The organism is Bacillus sp. JJ1521 (assembly GCF_036965165.1).
Taxonomy (GTDB): domain Bacteria; phylum Bacillota; class Bacilli; order Bacillales; family Bacillaceae_L; genus Ferdinandcohnia.
Genome location: NZ_JBALOX010000007.1, coordinates 33,057 through 50,437, shown reverse-complemented (window position 1 = coordinate 50,437; position 17,381 = coordinate 33,057). Strand labels below are relative to the sequence as shown.

The following is a 17,381-nucleotide window of genomic DNA, read 5'->3' as shown; positions in this document are numbered from 1 at the left end:
CCTGCACTCGCGCCAATTCTTGTTGCTCCTGCTTCGATCATGTCTTGGGTGCCTTTTACATCACGAACTCCGCCAGATGCTTTTACTCCGATATCCGGTCCGACTGTCTTTCGCATTAAACGAATGTCTTCCACAGTTGCTCCACCTGCCCCGAAGCCAGTAGATGTTTTCACAAAATCTGCTCCGGCTTTAACGGATAGCTCACAGGCTCTTACTTTTTCCTCGTCAGTTAGTAGACCTGTTTCGATAATTACCTTTGTAAGTGCTTTGCCTTTTGCCGCTTCCACAACAGCTCGGATGTCATTTTCAACAAATTCGTCATTTTGATCCTTAAGGGCACCGATATTAATAACCATATCCACTTCAGTTGCTCCTTTTTCAATGGCATCCTTTGTTTCAAATGCTTTAGTAGCTGTAGTACTAGCTCCTAACGGAAAGCCGATAACTGTACAAACCTTCACTTCTGAATCTTTTAAAAGACTAGCTGCAGTTTCTACCCATGTTGGATTCACACAAACAGACATAAATCCATATTCTTTTGCCTCTGCACAAAGCTTTTCAATTTGCGCTTTCGTAGTGTCTGCTTTTAAAGCTGTATGGTCAATCATTTTTGCAATATTCGTCATTATGTATTTCTCCTTTTACTTTTAGTTGTACGTACCTCTAACATCATATCATTGTTGCTACAGGATGCATAGCACTTAAATGTTTATATTATGTGTAAAAAAAAAGAAGCTAATCAATGATTAACTTCTTTTCATTACTTTATCTTACGCCGTAGTTCTTTCTTCTTCTTCTACTTCAACAGAAAGGTCAGTATCAACTTTTACAAATTGACCTTCGTTATATGGGTAACCCGCCTTCGTGATTTTAACTTTTACGATTTTACCAATCATATCTTCAGTTGCATCGAATTTCACTTTTAGATAGTTGTCCGTATAACCAATATATAAACCACTGTTTGGATTGTCCTTGTCTAGCTCTTCAGGAATAACCTCTAATACTTCTCCTTCGTAATTAGATGCATATTCCTTCGCTAATTGATCAGATAGTGAAATGAGGCGGTGTACACGCTCATTCTTCACTTCTTCATCAATTTGGTCTTCCATTCTCGCTGCAGGTGTACCAGTACGCTTTGAGTATGGGAAAACATGTAATTCAGAGAATTTATGTTCTTTTACAAAATTATAAGTTTCCATAAACTCTTCTTCTGTCTCACCTGGAAAACCAACGATTACATCAGACGTTAACGCTAATCCCGGTAATGCTTGACGAAGTTTTGTTAAACGCTCAGCAAAGAATTCCATGGTGTATTTACGTCTCATACGTTTTAACACAGTGTTTGAACCAGATTGTAATGGAACGTGTAGATGTCTTACTACTTTTGTTGATTGATCAAGTACTTCAATAATTTCATCGGTGATTTGGCTAGCTTCGATGGAAGAAATACGAATTCTCTTAAGGCCAATTACCTTAGATTCGAGGTCACGTAAAAGGGCAGCTAGATTGTAATCCTTCATATCCTCACCATAGCCACCTGTATGGATACCAGTTAAGACAATCTCTTTATATCCTGCATTAACAAGCTGTTGTGCTTGTTTAATTACTTCTTCAGGATCCCTGGAACGCATTAAACCACGCGCCCACGGAATGATACAGAAGGTACAAAAATTGTTACAACCCTCTTGAATTTTTAATGAAGCACGTGTACGGTCTGTAAATGAAGGCACATCTAGTTCTTCATATACACGTGTTTTCATAATATTACCTACGCCATTAATTGGACTGCGCTCTTCTTTGTATTGCTCGATATAATCTAGCATTTTCTTTCGATCCTGTGTTCCTACAACAATATCAACACCTGGGATCGCCATGATTTCTGCTGGTGATGTTTGTGCATAACAGCCTGTAACACAAATAACAGCATCAGGGTTCTTACGGATTGCTCGACGTATGACCTGTCTACTCTTTTTATCTCCTGTGTTTGTAACAGTACAAGTATTAATAACATACACATCTGCAGTACTTTCAAAATCGGCACGCTCATACCCATTTTCTTTAAATAGCTGCCAAATTGCTTCTGTTTCATAATGATTGACTTTACATCCTAATGTATGGAATGCAACTAATGACATGATTGTCACCTCGCTAATTCAAAATAAAATGACACCGCTGATAAAACATACAATGGTGCTGTCTCAGTTCGTAAAATTCTTGGACCAAAGCTACAGGATATAAATCCATTCTCTATTAAAGTTGATACCTCTTTTTCAGTTAGACCACCTTCGGGTCCAATCACAACAAAAAGGGATTCACCGTGTTTCAATTGTGATAATACACGTGCTAGATTTGAACTTTCACCGCGCTTTGCATCCTCTTCATAAGCTACTACCTGATAAGTAAAGGATTGACTATAAGATAATAATTCTTTAAAAGACAAAGGTATACTAACTTCAGGAACCATTGCACGGTGTGATTGCTCTGCCGCTTCCTTTGCAATTTTCCCCCAGCGCTCAACCTTTTTTTGTCCTTTTTTATCATCCCATTTGACAATTGAACGGGCCGCAACAAAAGGGACAAACTCAGATGCCCCAAGCTCCGTCCCTTTTTGAATGACATATTCAAGCTTATCCCCTTTTGGCAATCCGCTTGCAATACATAACTTAATAGGGAGCTCATTCGAGTTCTCTACCCATTCTACAACATTTGCCAAAATCACATCATTGGTAATTTCAGTAATTGCACAACGTGCTACTTTTCCATTATAGCAACAAAAAATGGCATCTCCAACTGACATTCTCATGACTCGTGTTATATGATGAACATCTTCACCGGTAATTGTCGCCCCAGTTTCGCTCATATGATCGACGAAATATCGCTGCATTTTTTTATTCCACCACCTATGAGAATCCCTTACTCGCTTTTCTTTCTAGCAATCATTGATACCCAGTCTTCCATGACAAGCACTTCCTCAATTGTAAAGCCTGATGCTACAAGACTGTCCTTCACTTCTTGCTTTTTCGTATTAATGATACCAGATACAATGAATGCTCCATTTGGTTTTAGGATTTTCGCTGCATCGTCTGTAAAGCGGACAATGATTTCAGCAAGAATATTCGCCACAATAAGATCCACTGGTCCTTCTATATTATCAAGAAGATTATTTTGAGAAACAGTAACTGCTTCATGCACTTTGTTTAGCTTTATATTAAGTTTTGCACTTTCGACAGCTACCACGTCTAAATCAAGAGCTTTTATAGAGTTTGCGCCGAGCATGGCAGCAGCTATGCTTAGTACACCAGAACCAGTCCCAACATCGATAATTGTATCTCCCTGTTTTACTGTTCGCTCAAGTGCTTGTATACTCATAACAGTTGTCGGATGTGTACCTGTTCCAAATGCCATTCCAGGATCTAGCTCGATAATTAATTCATCACTATGAACAGGCTCATACATTTCCCATGTCGGTACGATGGTGAATTTCTCCGATATTTTTACAGGGTGATAATATTTTTTCCATGCTGTAGCCCATTCTTCCTCATGAACTTCACTTATGGTGATTTTATTATGACCCAAATCAATATCAAAAAGCAAAAGGTTGTTAATCGCTTCTTTTATCCCGTCAACCGTTTCTCCTAGGAAGCTATTGACAGGGAGATATGCTTTCACGATGACACCTTCATTAGGGTAATCATCTGGATTAAGTTGGTAGATTTCACCAAACACATTTTCTCGTTCCTTAGTTAGGTCGAATGGATCTTCGATAACGACTCCACTTGCCCCGGCTTCGTGAAGGATATTCGATACTGGCTCCACCGCCTCCTGTGTTGTATGAATGCTAATTTCTGACCATTTCATATCTACCAACTCCAATCCATTTCTATACGAGGTTATTCACCTTTAAATGCTCGTTTTACTTTTGCGAAAAAATTATCATGTTGTTCATCTGGTACTCCATTCCCGCTTATTTCTGTAAACTCACGGAGCAATTGTTTTTGCTTTTCTGTAAGCTTTGTTGGGGTAATGACACGTACGTGAATATGCTGGTCACCTTGACCATATCCACGAACATTCGGAACACCCTTGCCACGAAGACGGAATTTTGTTCCTGTTTGAGTACCAGCAGGTATTTTTAGTTTTACTTTTCCATGTAAGGTGGGTACTTCAACTTCATCACCTAATGCAGCTTGGGCAAAGGTTAATGGCATTTCACAGTAAATGTCATCTCCATCACGCTCGAAAAATTCATGGGAACGTACATGGAACACTACATATAAATCACCAGGAGGTCCACCATTTACACCTGGTTCGCCTTGGCCAGATACGCGAAGCTGTTGACCATCATCGATACCAGCTGGAATTTTCACATGGATTTTCTTGCGTTTTTTCACCTTACCAGAGCCGCTACATGTTGAACATTTATCCTTAATAAATTTACCAGTTCCACTACAGTGATGACAGACTCGTCTATTCACGATTCTTCCAAATGCAGTGTTCTGTTCAACATTGATTTGACCTGAACCGCCACAATGTGAACATTGTTCTGGTGAAGTACCTGGTTTTGCACCTGATCCATGACAAGTTGAACATTCTTCTTCTCTTGGAATTTCGATGTCTGTTTCTTTACCAAATACTGCTTCTTCAAACTGTAAGGTCATTGTGTATTGTAAATCTGCCCCTTGTCGCGGTGCATTTGGGTCTCTTCGTCTTGTTCCACCACCAAAGATTGAACTGAAAATATCTTCAAAACCAAATCCGCCGCCAAAATCAGACCCACCGCCAAAACCACCAAATCCTTGGTTTGGATCTGTGTGACCAAACTGGTCATAATGGGCACGCTTGTTATCATCTGTTAATGAATCATATGCTTCTGTAATTTCTTTAAACTTATCAGCAGCATCAGCTTCTTTGTTGATATCGGGGTGATATTTTTTTGATAATTTTCGATATGCTTTTTTTATTTCGTCTTTGCTAGCATTTTTCGAAACCCCGAGTACCTCATAATAATCTCTTTTACTCATTGAATCCACTCCCGCATCATTCACATAAAGAATATTGTATCACTTATTTTTATGAAAAGGCAATAATACATGTTTCATACTTCAGTGTTCGTAATTATCTAATTATTAAAAGAGAGAAAAATTAATTTTCAACAAAAAAAGTCAAAGCCAAGACAGGCCTGACTTCGACTTTTTAAGCATATAATTCTGTATTTTTTAAGGCTTTACTTTTCGTCGTTTACTTCTTCGAATTCAGCGTCTACTACATCGTCGTCTTTTTTGCCTTGGTCGGCACCTTCTGTACCTTGGGCACCCTGAGCCTGTTGCTGTGCTTGCTCATATAATTTCACGGAAAGCTGTTGAACGATTTCTTGTAGAGCATCTTTCTTCGTTTTGATTTCTTCAAGATCATTTTTCTCGATGGCTTGTTTTAGTGCATCTTTCGCTTCATTTGCTTTTGCAACTTCAGCTGCATCTACTTTGCCTTCAAGATCTTTAAGTGTTTTTTCGGTTGTGAACACTAATTGATCTGCTTCATTACGAAGTTCAACCTCTTCTTTGCGCTTCTTATCTGCTTCCGCATTTTCTTCAGCCTCGCGAACCATGCGATTAACCTCTTCGTCAGATAAGCCTGAAGAAGATTGGATTGTAATAGCTTGTTCTTTGTTTGTACCAAGATCTTTTGCACGAACATTAACGATACCGTTTTTGTCGATATCAAATGTTACTTCGATTTGTGGTACTCCACGTGGTGCTGGTGGAATATCAGTTAATTGGAAACGACCCAATGTTTTGTTGTCGGCTGCCATTTGACGTTCCCCTTGAAGTACATGGATATCAACAGCTGTTTGATTATCAGCAGCAGTTGAGAATGTTTGAGACTTACTTGTTGGAATTGTTGTATTACGATCGATTAAACGAGTAAATACGCCACCCATTGTTTCGATACCGAGTGATAATGGTGTTACATCTAAAAGAACAACGTCTTTAACATCACCAGTCAATACTCCACCTTGGATAGCTGCACCTAAAGCAACAACTTCGTCTGGGTTAACACCTTTATGTGGTTCTTTTCCAGTTTCTTTCTTAATTGCTTCTTGAACAGCTGGAATACGAGTTGAACCACCAACAAGGATTACTTTATCCAATTCACTAGCTGAAAGACCTGCATCTTGAAGAGCACGGCGAGTTGGTCCCATTGTACGCTCAACAAGTCCTGCTGAAAGCTCATCAAATTTTGCACGAGTTAAGTTTACTTCTAAGTGAAGTGGTCCTGCTTCACCTGCAGTGATAAACGGAAGAGAAATTTGTGTAGAAGTTACACCCGATAAGTCCTTCTTCGCTTTTTCAGCTGCATCTTTTAAACGTTGTAATGCCATTTTATCTTTAGAAAGATCAATGCCATTCTCTTTTTTGAATTGTTCTACTAAATAATCGATAACCACTTGGTCAAAGTCATCCCCACCAAGACGATTATCACCTGCGGTTGACAGAACTTCGAATACTCCATCACCAAGTTCTAGGATAGATACGTCGAATGTTCCACCACCAAGGTCATATACAAGGATTGTTTGATCTTCATCTGTTTTTTCTAAACCATATGCAAGAGCAGCTGCAGTTGGCTCATTAATAATACGTTCAACTTCAAGACCCGCAATTCGACCTGCATCTTTAGTTGCTTGACGTTCAGCGTCATTAAAGTATGCTGGAACTGTGATAACAGCTTTCGTTACTGTTTCACCAAGATATTCTTCTGCATAGGATTTAAAGTATTGAAGAAGAATCGCAGAAACTTCTTGTGGTGTATATTTTTTGCCTTCAATCTCTACATTGTAATCTGTTCCCATGTGACGTTTAATGGACATAATCGTATTTGGGTTTGTGATTGCCTGACGTTTTGCCACTTCACCAACTTGTCTTTCCCCATTTTTAAAAGAAACGACAGATGGTGTTGTGCGGTTACCTTCAGGGTTTGGAATAACTTTTGGTTCTCCACCCTCCATAACAGCAACACATGAGTTTGTTGTACCTAAATCTATACCAATGATTTTACTCATGGAAAATTCCTCCTTAATTTAACCAAAACTTTAGATTATTCATGTCTAGCTCCAGGCGCCATCGGCTNNGCTTCGGAAGGTAAAAGGAACCTTCTGTCAGCGCTCGTCTTATGCTTGTCGCCGATAAGCAGAAGCACTAAGCCTTTAGTTACTCGTTTACTTTAACCATCGAAGGTCGTAAAACTCTATCTTTAAGTTTATATCCTTTTTGGAACTCTTCTAGAACCACATTCGATTCTGCATCAGACTCACTTACCTGCATAACTGCTTGATGCACATTTGGATCAAATTGAGCCCCCACTGATTCAATTGCTTCTACCCCTTCTTTATTCAGGGCATCCACAATACTGCGGTATACCATTTCTACACCTTGCATGATCGATTTAGCTTGATCATTTGTTGCTTCAACTTGAAGAGCTCTTTCAAAATTATCAAGAGCTGGCAACAAATCATTCACAAGGCTTTGTGCTCTATATGTAGCAGCTGTTTCTTGATCTAAGCGGGCACGTCTCTTAAAGTTTTCAAAGTCGGCAACCTGACGCAAAATTCGATTTTCTGCCTCTTCTAGCTTAGCCTCAAGTTCTGCAATTTTTTCATTGGCTTTCGAAAGTTCGGCATTCACATCATTTTCTTGTTCTTCTACTAACTCTGCTTCAGCCTGTTCAATCGTTTCTACCACATCATGATCTACATTTGTTTCCTCAATTTCGATTTCTTCTTTCACAACTTTATTCTCGTTAGCCAATACACTCACCTCCCTTAAAGGTGTCTCGCACCATAACTAGTATATGTATTAGAGGGGCATATGACCCTCTACTAAATATAGCCACTGCTATTCTATTTGATACAGTTTTGTCAGGACCTTTGAAAAATCTTGACTCATATGCTGCAACAAACTAATTACACGTGAATACTCCATTCTTGTAGGTCCTAGAATGGCGATAGACCCAAGATGTTCGTTGCCAATAGAATACGTTGCCGTTATTAGGCTGCAATCATTTATCGCGATATTGTTATTTTCATGACCAATTTTAATATCAATACCCGCTTTATCAGTACGTAACAGTCTTGAAAATTCATGCTCACTTTCGATCATCGATAATAATGAGCGAACTTTTTCAATGTCATGGAATTCCGGTTGACTTAACATGTTTGTTTTTCCGCCAATAAACATTTTTTCTTCCGTTGGAAGTGTAAGTGTTTTGTCCAAAACATTAATGACCGTGTCATAGTTACGAATATTTGTTTTTAAAAGGTAAGCAACCTCTTTATAAATTTTGTTTTTTAAATCAGTCAGTGGAACGCCAACAAGCCGCTCATTTAGAATGTTAACCATCTTTTCGATATCGCTAGGGTCGATGGACTCAGGAAATGATATGGTACGGTTCTCCACATGTCCATTGTCCGTTACGATAATCGCAACAGCTGTTTCATTGTTAATTGGAACAATTTGTAGTCTCTTTACTTTATTTTCTGTAAAAGCCGGACCCAAAACAATTGAAGTATAGTTTGTTAGATCAGATAATATCTGTGCGGATTTCTGGACAATTTTTTCAAGTTCATAAATTTTCTCGGTAAAAATTGACTTCAACTCATGCTTTTCCTTTAGAGTTAATCGGCTTGGAGATAATAAATGATCCACATAGTATCGATAACCTAGTTCGGACGGAACTCTACCAGATGAACTGTGAGTTTTCTCGATAAATCCTAGTTCTTCTAGATCTGCCATCTCATTGCGAATAGTTGCTGAGCTAAACACAATCCCATCTTTTTTCGACAATGTTCTTGACCCTACTGGCTGTGCAGATCTAATAAAGTCATCAATTATAACTTGAAGAATCAATAGTTGACGATCTGTTAGCAAGGAACATCACCTCTGTTAGCACTCTTATTTAGCGAGTGCTAATTCTATAATTAAATTACCAAATACAAATGCCATTGTCAATCATTTTACCTAGAGTAAAAATGCTTGAAAAACTTCATTTCCAAGAAACTTTCCATTCTGTGTTAGCCGAATAAAATCATCTTTTTCTTCAAGCAGACCTTTTGCTTTTTGTTCTTTAATTTGGCTTGCAAAAACATCAAAAATATTTACGGAAAACTTTTCAAGAAAATGGGAGATTGAAACTCCTTTTGTTTTACGCAAACCTAAAAATAGTTCTTCCTCCATTTTTTCTTGTAAAGTTACTGAATGTGTTTCGACATGTGGAAAACCATGTTCGTCAATGGCTGTCATATATTTTTTAATTGGTCCAGCATTTGATATTCTTTTCCCGGCCACATAGCTATGGGCACCGGCGCCGATTCCGTAGTATTCATCATTATTCCAATATGTTAGATTATGGCGACTTTCAAAACCATTTTTTGAAAAATTGCTGATTTCATATTGGTGGAACCCGTGCTTCTCCATTTCTGCCATTAATGTTTCATACATTTTAGCCTCGTTTTCTTGACTAGGTAGATGGAGCTTTCCTTTTCGCATCAAGTTATAGAACACGGTTTTAGGTTCAATAATGAGAGAGTATGCAGAAACATGCTCAACATCAAGAGAGAGAGCTAAATCGAGTGACTCTTGAAAACTTTCGATTGTTTGATTTGGGAGAGCATACATTAAATCAATACTTATGTTTTTAAAACCCACATGTTTTGCCAATTCAATCGTTTGAAAAACATCCTTACGACGATGTGTTCTACCAATTGCTTTGAGGAGTTCATCATCGAAGGTTTGTACACCAAAACTGATTCGATTGACACCTGAATCTAGCATTAATTTTAATTTATCTTCTGAAAGATCCCCCGGATTTGCTTCAAAGGTAAATTCGATTGTCTCGCTTCGTGGTTTTAAATATCTGTTAATACTCGACAGGAATGTTTCTAGTTGGTTAACAGAAAGCACAGTAGGTGTTCCACCACCAACAAATATAGACTTGAAAGCCCGCGGCGTGAATGCCTCAACTGTATTTTTCATTTCAACATCCATATATTGAAGATATTCATCAACCGGTTGCCCTTTTAGAAATACTTTATTGAAATCACAATAGTGACAGATTTGTTCACAAAAAGGGATGTGGAGGTATGCTGCTTGTACCAAAAAAATCACTTCTTCCTAAGTGAAAAAACCGCAGAAATATCTGCGGCATTTCCACATTATTTGTCTAGCTCCGGCTCGCAGCGCCTTGCGAGACTTCCCTCACCCTCCGTACAATAAGTCAACATCGAATCACTTCGTTCTTCGTGTTTCCTTTATCTCCTACAGGCTCAGTCCAGTCCGTACGTCGCTGGGCACTCGCCTCTGCTTTTCTATTTATCATCCATTTTAAGCACTGCCATAAATGCTTCTTGAGGTACTTCGACTGAACCAACCTGCTTCATTCGTTTTTTACCTTCTTTCTGTTTTTCAAGAAGCTTACGTTTACGCGAAATGTCACCACCATAACATTTTGCTAACACGTTTTTACGCATTGCCTTAATGGTTGAACGTGCAATAATCTTTTGTCCAACGGCTGCCTGAATGGGTACTTCGAATTGTTGTCTTGGAATTAGTTCCTTTAGCTTCTCTACAATTATTTTTCCGCGCTCATAAGATGAATCCTTATGAACAATGAAGGAAAGTGCGTCTACTTTTTCAGCATTCAATAGAATATCCATCTTCACAAGCTTGGAGGTCTTGTAGCCAATTAATTCATAATCAAAAGAAGCATAGCCTTTTGTACTTGATTTTAATTGGTCAAAGAAATCATATACGATTTCCGCAAGTGGAATTTCATAAACGATACTTACACGCTTTTCATCAAGATATTGCATATCAATAAAGTTACCACGCTTACCTTGGCATAACTCCATTACAGCACCGACATAATCATTTGGCACCATCATAGTTGCTTTTACGTATGGCTCTTCTATTCTGTCAATTTTTTGAGGGTCTGGCATATCGGATGGGTTATCGATTTTCAAATCAGTTCCATCCGTTAAAAACACATCATAAATTACGCTTGGCGCAGTTGTAATTAGGTCTATTTTAAATTCTCTTTCAATTCGTTCTTGAATAATTTCCATATGGAGTAAGCCTAAGAAACCGCAGCGGAAACCAAATCCTAGTGCTTGTGATGTTTCCGGTTCGAATTGAAGGGCAGCGTCATTTAATTCAAGCTTTTCCAACGCTTCACGTAAATCATTATATTTTGCTGTATCAATTGGATACAATCCACAGAATACCATTGGATTTAAGCGTCTGTACCCAGGAAGTGGCGTTGCTGCGCCATTTTTAGCATTTGTAATGGTGTCACCAACGCGTGTATCACCAACATGCTTGATTGCTGCTGTTAAAAATCCAACATCCCCAACTGTTAGTTCTTCCTGTAAAGTCGCTCGTGGTGTGAACACACCTGCTTCAATTACCTCAAATTCCTTACCAGTTGCCATCATTTTAATTTTGTCTCCTGGCTTAACCGTTCCTTGAACAATACGAATGTAGGCAACTACACCTCGGTATGGGTCATATACAGAATCAAAAATAAGTGCCTCTAATGGCGCTTCAGGGTCACCTAGTGGTGAAGGAACTTTTTCAACAACTTGCTCTAAGATATCTTCTATCCCTATACCCGCTTTAGCAGATGCTAGAACTGCTTCCGAGGCATCAAGGCCAATCACATCTTCAATTTCTTGTCTTACCCGTTCTGGATCAGCACTTGGTAGATCAATTTTATTAATAACCGGTAAAATTTCCAGGTCATTGTCTAAAGCTAAGTACACATTTGCTAGTGTTTGTGCTTCAATCCCCTGTGCAGCGTCTACTACGAGTACTGCACCTTCACATGCCGCTAAACTACGGGAAACTTCATACGTAAAGTCAACATGTCCTGGGGTATCGATGAGGTGGAAAGTATATACTTCTCCATCTTTCGCTTTATATTTTAATTGTACCGCATTCAGTTTAATTGTAATGCCGCGTTCTCTTTCTAAATCCATGGAGTCTAGCAATTGCTCTTTCATTTCACGATGGGTTAACGCATTTGTTTTTTCAAGAATGCGGTCAGCCAATGTTGATTTACCATGGTCTATATGAGCAATAATTGAAAAATTCCGGATTCTAGATTGTCTATTACGTCTCTCTTCTTGGTTCATTCAAAATCCTCCTGATACGAAAAGCGCAAGCGCCTTGATAGCCCCGACAAGCGCTGGAAGCCCGACGAGGAGGCTGTTGCCGCCGCAGGAGGGATGAAGCGACCTCGAGGGGCTGGGCGCTGGAGCTAGACAATGTAACTTAATCGTACATGATATATATCTTACTTATAAATATTAAATACACTAGATTAGATTATACAGAAACATTTTAGTACATTCAATTACGAAAAATCTTAATGTCTTCAGGAAAAAAGAGAGCTTGCCAAATGTTCATGGCAAACTCCCTTACTTACAGTTTGTCGAGGAGACTTCCGATTCCGTTTCCAATAGCCATCATGATCTTTTCAAATAGAGCACTGATCCCGTTTCCAAGTTTCTCACCGATGCTAGAAAATAGGTTGAATGCTTCTACGTCCTCTAGTTGTTTTTGTTTTTGATCCAGATCGTGACTGGTCACTTTTCGCCCTAAGACAGATGCTTCGACTTCACCGTTATTGTCAGTGATATGGAAGGCACCTTGAAGAGAGGGGTCATTATAGCCCCTCATTTTCTTCATCCCTTCATTTGCTTGCTGCATCCCGATCAATACACCTAGTAGAAGAACAGTCACAATCAAGAAGCATTTCATCATGAATTTAACCATTGGAATGGCTCCCTATTCTTTATTCGTTTCATTCCCATTTACTTTTTCTGCTTGCCAGTAATATTCTGCTAAGACATCTGCAATGGCTGCAGATGTTCGGCGGAGTTCTTCGAAATTATTATCGACCCCACCAAACTCGATTAACATCGCATTTCCGGATTTGTCCTGGTTATATACACCATTATTGCCAGGACCGCCTTGTTGTATTACCCCACGGCTTAAACCGGGATAATTTTTCTTCAGCAGTTCATGTAAATCTGATGCGATTTTAATATTTTCCTGAAGTTTTTTGTTTTCAGTCCCCACAATAAATGCAATTTTTGCATACGACTTTCCATTAATTGTGACTGTGGTTGTCTCCTTACGATGAGCATCCCGGTGTATATCAATAAAATAGTTTAAATCCTTATTACCCGTCATTGCACTGGCCATTAATTCTCCAGACCCTTTATAGGATTGGTACCAGTTGTATCCTTTTTGTTTTAAATATTGATCCATATTCGTAGTATTTAATTCTGTCCCAATTCCACGTGCTTCTAACTCTTCGCCAAGCATTTCCCCTACTTTTGTTACATTTACATCAGGATGTCTTGCATTATCTGCGATCGACGTGTCTACTCCTTTTAAATGCGGGAAATAAGACTCGGAAGAATGAGTGTGATAAATATATGCAACCTTTTTATCACCGGTAGTCATCGATGGCGGTGGAACAGGTTTAGAAGGTTTTTCAGCTTGTTCAACATTTTGTGTAGCCACTTGCCTTTCATCTAATAAGACATCTAAAGGCGGTGGAGATTCAATTGGCATATTCGTATAGTTTGTTCCCTCACCCGCAACTAGAATCTTGCCATCGAATATAGAGAAGCCAGGAAGTTCTCTGCCTAAAAAGCTTCGTGGGTCATCCAACGTAAGATTAGTTGCCACCTTAATTACGGCCCCTAGGTAGTCTGGCTTCGTAGTAGATTCAGGCAATCCTTGAACAAAATAATGATTTTCATACCCTAATAAGTGAACAAGTGCTTCTCCTGAAAGATTTGTTGCGACATTGCTAATGGAAGAAGAACTAATTCTATACTCCGGTTTAAGAGAGACAATCGCTCCCGTGATCGTAAATAATAAAATAAAACTAAAAATGAGGAATAGAATCCCTTTCACAAGGCTAGTTCCTTGAATTGAGATCATCATTCCTTGAGTCCGAAAACTCTTCATATTCTACCTCCTCAATGTTTGTCTATCATATTGATATGAATAAAATTGAGTTGGTAGAACTTATTTGATAGATTTCATTTTCTTTTTTGTTGTCTAGTTCCAGGCGCCATCGGCTCTAGGTAAAATGCACCTTCTGTCAGCGCTTGTCTTATGCTTGTCGCCGATAAGCTGGCGCCTTGCACATTTCTTTTTAATGCGTATATGCCCCTGAATTATCCTGGGCAATTTCACCATGTAATGCTGTGTTGAGACCACCCGCAATCACATTTGCCATGTCTTCAATAAAGACATCCACCTCTTTTGGGGTAACCATTAAATTATGACCAAGTGGCGATAACACTTCATGAATGAGTTTTCTTTTTTCGTCATCTGGTAGGGTCCCGACTATTCCTAAGAATGTATTTCGTTCCTGCTCCCCAGGTAAGTCATCATCTGTTAAAACCTTTTTTTCACCAAAGCTCATTCCAGCAGGAATTAGAGCACGTGAAGGCTTATCTCCTTCTTTTAGCTCTCTACCAAAATGTTTTAAAATAAAATCAATCGCATCACTTGTAATAGATACAGCATCTACTACTGTTGGTATTCCAATGGCGATCACGGGAATACCTAAAGTTTCCTTGCTCAGTTCCTTTCGTTTGTTTCCAACTCCAGAACCTGGATGGATCCCAGTGTCCGAGATTTGAATGGTTGAATTCACACGCTCTACTGAACGGGCTGCCAATGCATCTATCGCTATAACAAAATCAGGCTTTGATTTTTCAATCACACCAAAAATAATGTCACTCGTCTCAATTCCTGTTAATCCCATTACTCCAGGTGCTATTGCACTTACAGAACGAAAACCATCCTGAACATTTTCTGGCTGAAGTTGAAAGAGATGCCTTGTAATAACCAGGTTTTCAACTGCCATTGGCCCAAGTGCATCCGGTGTGACATTCCAATTTCCTAAACCCACTACAAGACAGCTTGCATCCTTTCCGATATTTAGATTTGATAGGAAATGACTAAACTCCTTTGCAAATACTTCTTGTACCTTTTGTTGGAGCTCCGAATCTTTTTGGCGGATCCCCTGTACTTCTAATGTTAAATAGTTTCCTTTTTTCTTTCCGATTGAATTTGCACCTTCATCAGTAATTTCAACAGTTGAGATCATAATGCCATTTTCTTGTCTTTCTTTTATGATGACACCTTCAATTTCTGATACAGGTTGCTGGTCTTCTTTTAAAGTTTTATTTCGTTCCTCAACAGCCATTGCGCTTGCTTCAAGTGCTAAGTCAGTTCGAACCGAATATTTGGTTAAATCTAGTTGTTCTCCCAATCCAAATACCTCCATTTTTCACATAGTATGTATAGCTTTACCTGATGAAATACAGTTCATGCAATTTTTATCATGTGGTAAATAGATTGGTATTGCATTATCACAGTCAATTTGATAGAATAACTTTTGTTGTAACATCAGAGTATCAAAGAATGTAATCTAATCATTTGACGATGGAAAGAGGATTTCCAATATCGAAAATGATTAAACTTTTAGATCATCTTGATATTCGCAGGAGGTGAAAGTATGCCAAATATTAAATCAGCTATCAAACGTGTAAAAACAAATGATGAACGTCGTGCTCATAATGCAACTATTAAGTCTGCTATGCGTACTGCTGTTAAAAACTTCGAAGCTGTAGTTGCGAATAACGACGCTGAAAATGCAAAAGCAGCATTCGTTACAGCTACAACTAAGCTTGACAAAGCGGCTCGTAAAGGTCTTATCCATAAAAATGTTGCTGACCGTCAAAAATCTCGTCTAGCTAAAAAACTTAACGAGGTTAACGCATAATACCGAAAAGCGCAGGCGCCTTGCTCAGCCCCGACAAGCAAATGTTCTGCGGCAATAAAAGTCGTTCTTTGACTTTTCTTGACGCAGGTTATTTGACCTCGAGGGGCTAGGCGTCGGAGCCAGACAATAAATAAACGACTCGAATTGAGTCGTTTTTTTTATTACACTTTGTCTAGTTTCAGGCTCCATCGGCTAGAGGTCATAAGCCAATCACTTCGGAAGACAAAAAACGCCTTCTGTCAGCTCTCGTCTTATGCTTGTCGCCTCTGCCAGGACGGCAAGGATTCCGGCGTTTGGCACAAGACGTGCCAGCTTTTAGCTGGAATTGGGGTCCTTGCGCTTTTCTCTACTATTTCGCCAACTTCATAATAAATAATTCCAATATCAATTTCTTATCCATTTTACCGTTTTTCATTTCATAGTCTGCTTCAGCAAGCTGATTCATAATTCCCAGAAGCTCTTCTTGTGTAAATAAATTAGTTTGTTCACCTGCAAGCTTGACACGAAATGGATGTACCTTCAAGTTTCCAGCAATCTGTTGTTGGCCGTACCCTTGTCTGGAAAGTTCCTTCACCTGAAATATTAACCTAAACTGCGTAGCGAGTAAGGATAATATTTTAATTGGCTCTTCATTATTTTGTAACAGGTCATAAAAGATACGTAATGCCTTATCTAGTTTACGATTAACTACTTTATCAATAAGTGAAAAAATATTTTGTTCCAATGATCGCGGCACAAGTAATTGAACGGTTTCCTCGGTTATCTCACCATTTGCCCCAAGAAATAAACTCATTTTATCAATTTCCTGCGTAATGTTCATGAGATTTGTCCCTGCCACCTGTAAAAGCTCTTGTATCGCAGCAGGACGAATTGTAACCTCATGCTGCTTTGCTCGATCGGAAATCCAGCTATGTAAATCCTTTTCAGATAATGTATTAACAGATAACATTTCTGCATTCGCTTTTAAAAGTTTGACGATTTTTTTTCTTTCGTCAAGCTTTTCATAGGGTGCAGTAAACACAAGAATCGTAAAAGGTGCAGGGCTTTTTAAATAATGCTCAAGAACCGATACATTATGCTCGACCTTATCCTTATTTTTCTCAGATGTGAGGAACGATGGATTTTGTAAAATAACAAGCCGTCTTTCACCCATAAAAGGAAGTGTTTCCGCGTCAGCTAAAGCAACCTCTACTGGTGTTTCCTCTAAATCAAACACCGATAAATTAAAATCCTTTTCTTCCTCTTCAATGCTATTTTCAATGATCAATTCCTTTGTTTCCTGGATTAAAAAGTTTTCAGATCCATGTAATAAATAGACAGATGCAAATTGTTTTTTCTTAATTTTTTTCCAAAGCTCTAAGTTCATTCGTATTCCTCTCCACAGTAAGCCTTCATTTACCTCTTTAATCGTATCGGGAAATTAATAAATTATCAATATGTAAAAATCAAATGCGCTTTGGCGTATTTGCGCCCAGATTTTTTAGGCCCACACGATGTGGGTCACAAAGACGTTGCCA

The 17,381-nt window shown here is 38.8% G+C and carries 15 protein-coding genes; 1 reads left to right on the top strand and 14 read right to left on the bottom strand.

The annotated features are described in order from the left end of the window. The 13 genes from deoC to gpr all read right to left on the bottom strand — a co-directional run. A partial coding sequence (gene deoC / locus V7147_RS01420; protein WP_438824525.1) for a deoxyribose-phosphate aldolase occupies positions 1–629 on the bottom strand: 629 nt, incomplete at its 3' end. 141 nt (positions 630–770) lie between these two features. Next, a complete protein-coding gene (gene mtaB, locus V7147_RS01415) occupies positions 771–2,135 on the bottom strand; it encodes a tRNA (N(6)-L-threonylcarbamoyladenosine(37)-C(2))-methylthiotransferase MtaB (RefSeq protein WP_335366074.1) in 1,365 nt (454 codons plus the stop codon). A gap of 5 nt (positions 2,136–2,140) precedes the next feature. After that, positions 2,141–2,884, bottom strand: coding sequence for a 16S rRNA (uracil(1498)-N(3))-methyltransferase (locus V7147_RS01410; protein WP_335366073.1), 744 nt, complete (start codon positions 2,882–2,884; stop codon positions 2,141–2,143). A gap of 29 nt (positions 2,885–2,913) precedes the next feature. Continuing rightward, positions 2,914–3,858, bottom strand: coding sequence for a 50S ribosomal protein L11 methyltransferase (prmA, locus tag V7147_RS01405; RefSeq protein ID WP_335366072.1), 945 nt, complete (start codon positions 3,856–3,858; stop codon positions 2,914–2,916). A gap of 32 nt (positions 3,859–3,890) precedes the next feature. Beyond that, positions 3,891–5,021 carry a molecular chaperone DnaJ gene (dnaJ, locus tag V7147_RS01400; RefSeq protein ID WP_335366071.1) on the bottom strand — a complete coding sequence of 377 codons (1,131 nt, stop codon included), beginning with the start codon at positions 5,019–5,021 and terminating at the stop codon, positions 3,891–3,893. 203 nt (positions 5,022–5,224) lie between these two features. After that, positions 5,225–7,057, bottom strand: a complete 1,833-nt coding sequence (dnaK, locus tag V7147_RS01395; protein WP_335366070.1) for a molecular chaperone DnaK — start codon at positions 7,055–7,057, stop codon at positions 5,225–5,227. Positions 7,058–7,205: 148 nt separating this feature from the next. Continuing rightward, positions 7,206–7,802 (bottom strand): nucleotide exchange factor GrpE, encoded by a 597-nt coding sequence (grpE, locus tag V7147_RS01390; protein ID WP_438824524.1) that lies wholly within the window; start codon positions 7,800–7,802, stop codon positions 7,206–7,208. 87 nt (positions 7,803–7,889) lie between these two features. Beyond that, positions 7,890–8,921: a heat-inducible transcriptional repressor HrcA gene (gene hrcA, locus V7147_RS01385; RefSeq protein ID WP_335366069.1), complete on the bottom strand. Its 1,032-nt coding sequence runs from the start codon at positions 8,919–8,921 to the stop codon at positions 7,890–7,892. Positions 8,922–9,011: 90 nt separating this feature from the next. After that, entirely contained in the window at positions 9,012–10,148 is a 1,137-nt protein-coding gene (gene hemW, locus V7147_RS01380) for a radical SAM family heme chaperone HemW (protein WP_335366068.1), read from the bottom strand. Between the two features lie 209 nt (positions 10,149–10,357). Beyond that, a complete protein-coding gene (gene lepA, locus V7147_RS01375; RefSeq protein ID WP_335366067.1) occupies positions 10,358–12,181 on the bottom strand; it encodes a translation elongation factor 4 in 1,824 nt (607 codons plus the stop codon). Between the two features lie 289 nt (positions 12,182–12,470). Next, complete coding sequence (locus V7147_RS01370; protein ID WP_335366066.1) at positions 12,471–12,824, bottom strand: YqxA family protein; 354 nt, start codon at positions 12,822–12,824, stop codon at positions 12,471–12,473. Positions 12,825–12,836: 12 nt separating this feature from the next. Beyond that, positions 12,837–14,033, bottom strand: coding sequence for a stage II sporulation protein P (spoIIP, locus tag V7147_RS01365; protein ID WP_335366065.1), 1,197 nt, complete (start codon positions 14,031–14,033; stop codon positions 12,837–12,839). Positions 14,034–14,223: 190 nt separating this feature from the next. Then, positions 14,224–15,351, bottom strand: a complete 1,128-nt coding sequence (gpr, locus tag V7147_RS01360) for a GPR endopeptidase (RefSeq protein ID WP_335366064.1) — start codon at positions 15,349–15,351, stop codon at positions 14,224–14,226. 246 nt (positions 15,352–15,597) lie between these two features. On the opposite strand from gpr, the gene rpsT reads away from it, so the two are divergent. Beyond that, entirely contained in the window at positions 15,598–15,864 is a 267-nt protein-coding gene (rpsT, locus tag V7147_RS01355; protein ID WP_335366063.1) for a 30S ribosomal protein S20, read from the top strand. A 349-nt stretch (positions 15,865–16,213) separates the two neighbouring features. Here rpsT and holA read toward each other — a convergent pair whose 3' ends face one another. Beyond that, the gene (holA, locus tag V7147_RS01350; protein ID WP_335366062.1) at positions 16,214–17,230 is read right to left on the bottom strand and encodes a DNA polymerase III subunit delta; all 1,017 of its coding nucleotides are present in this window, start codon (positions 17,228–17,230) and stop codon (positions 16,214–16,216) included. Positions 17,231–17,381: the final 151 nt, after the last annotated feature.

Bases quoted from the DNA above. Each gene is read 5' to 3' on its own strand.
- mtaB (WP_335366074.1), bottom strand. From the start codon at position 2,135: ATGTCATTAGTTGCATTCCATACATTAGGATGTAAAGTCAATCATTAT.
- V7147_RS01410 (WP_335366073.1), bottom strand. From the start codon at position 2,884: ATGCAGCGATATTTCGTCGATCATATGAGCGAAACTGGGGCGACAATT.
- prmA (WP_335366072.1), bottom strand. From the start codon at position 3,858: ATGAAATGGTCAGAAATTAGCATTCATACAACACAGGAGGCGGTGGAG.
- dnaJ (WP_335366071.1), bottom strand. From the start codon at position 5,021: ATGAGTAAAAGAGATTATTATGAGGTACTCGGGGTTTCGAAAAATGCT.
- dnaK (WP_335366070.1), bottom strand. From the start codon at position 7,057: ATGAGTAAAATCATTGGTATAGATTTAGGTACAACAAACTCATGTGTT.
- lepA (WP_335366067.1), bottom strand. From the start codon at position 12,181: ATGAACCAAGAAGAGAGACGTAATAGACAATCTAGAATCCGGAATTTT.
- V7147_RS01370 (WP_335366066.1), bottom strand. From the start codon at position 12,824: ATGGTTAAATTCATGATGAAATGCTTCTTGATTGTGACTGTTCTTCTA.
- spoIIP (WP_335366065.1), bottom strand. From the start codon at position 14,033: ATGAAGAGTTTTCGGACTCAAGGAATGATGATCTCAATTCAAGGAACT.
- rpsT (WP_335366063.1), top strand. From the start codon at position 15,598: ATGCCAAATATTAAATCAGCTATCAAACGTGTAAAAACAAATGATGAA.
- holA (WP_335366062.1), bottom strand. From the start codon at position 17,230: ATGAACTTAGAGCTTTGGAAAAAAATTAAGAAAAAACAATTTGCATCT.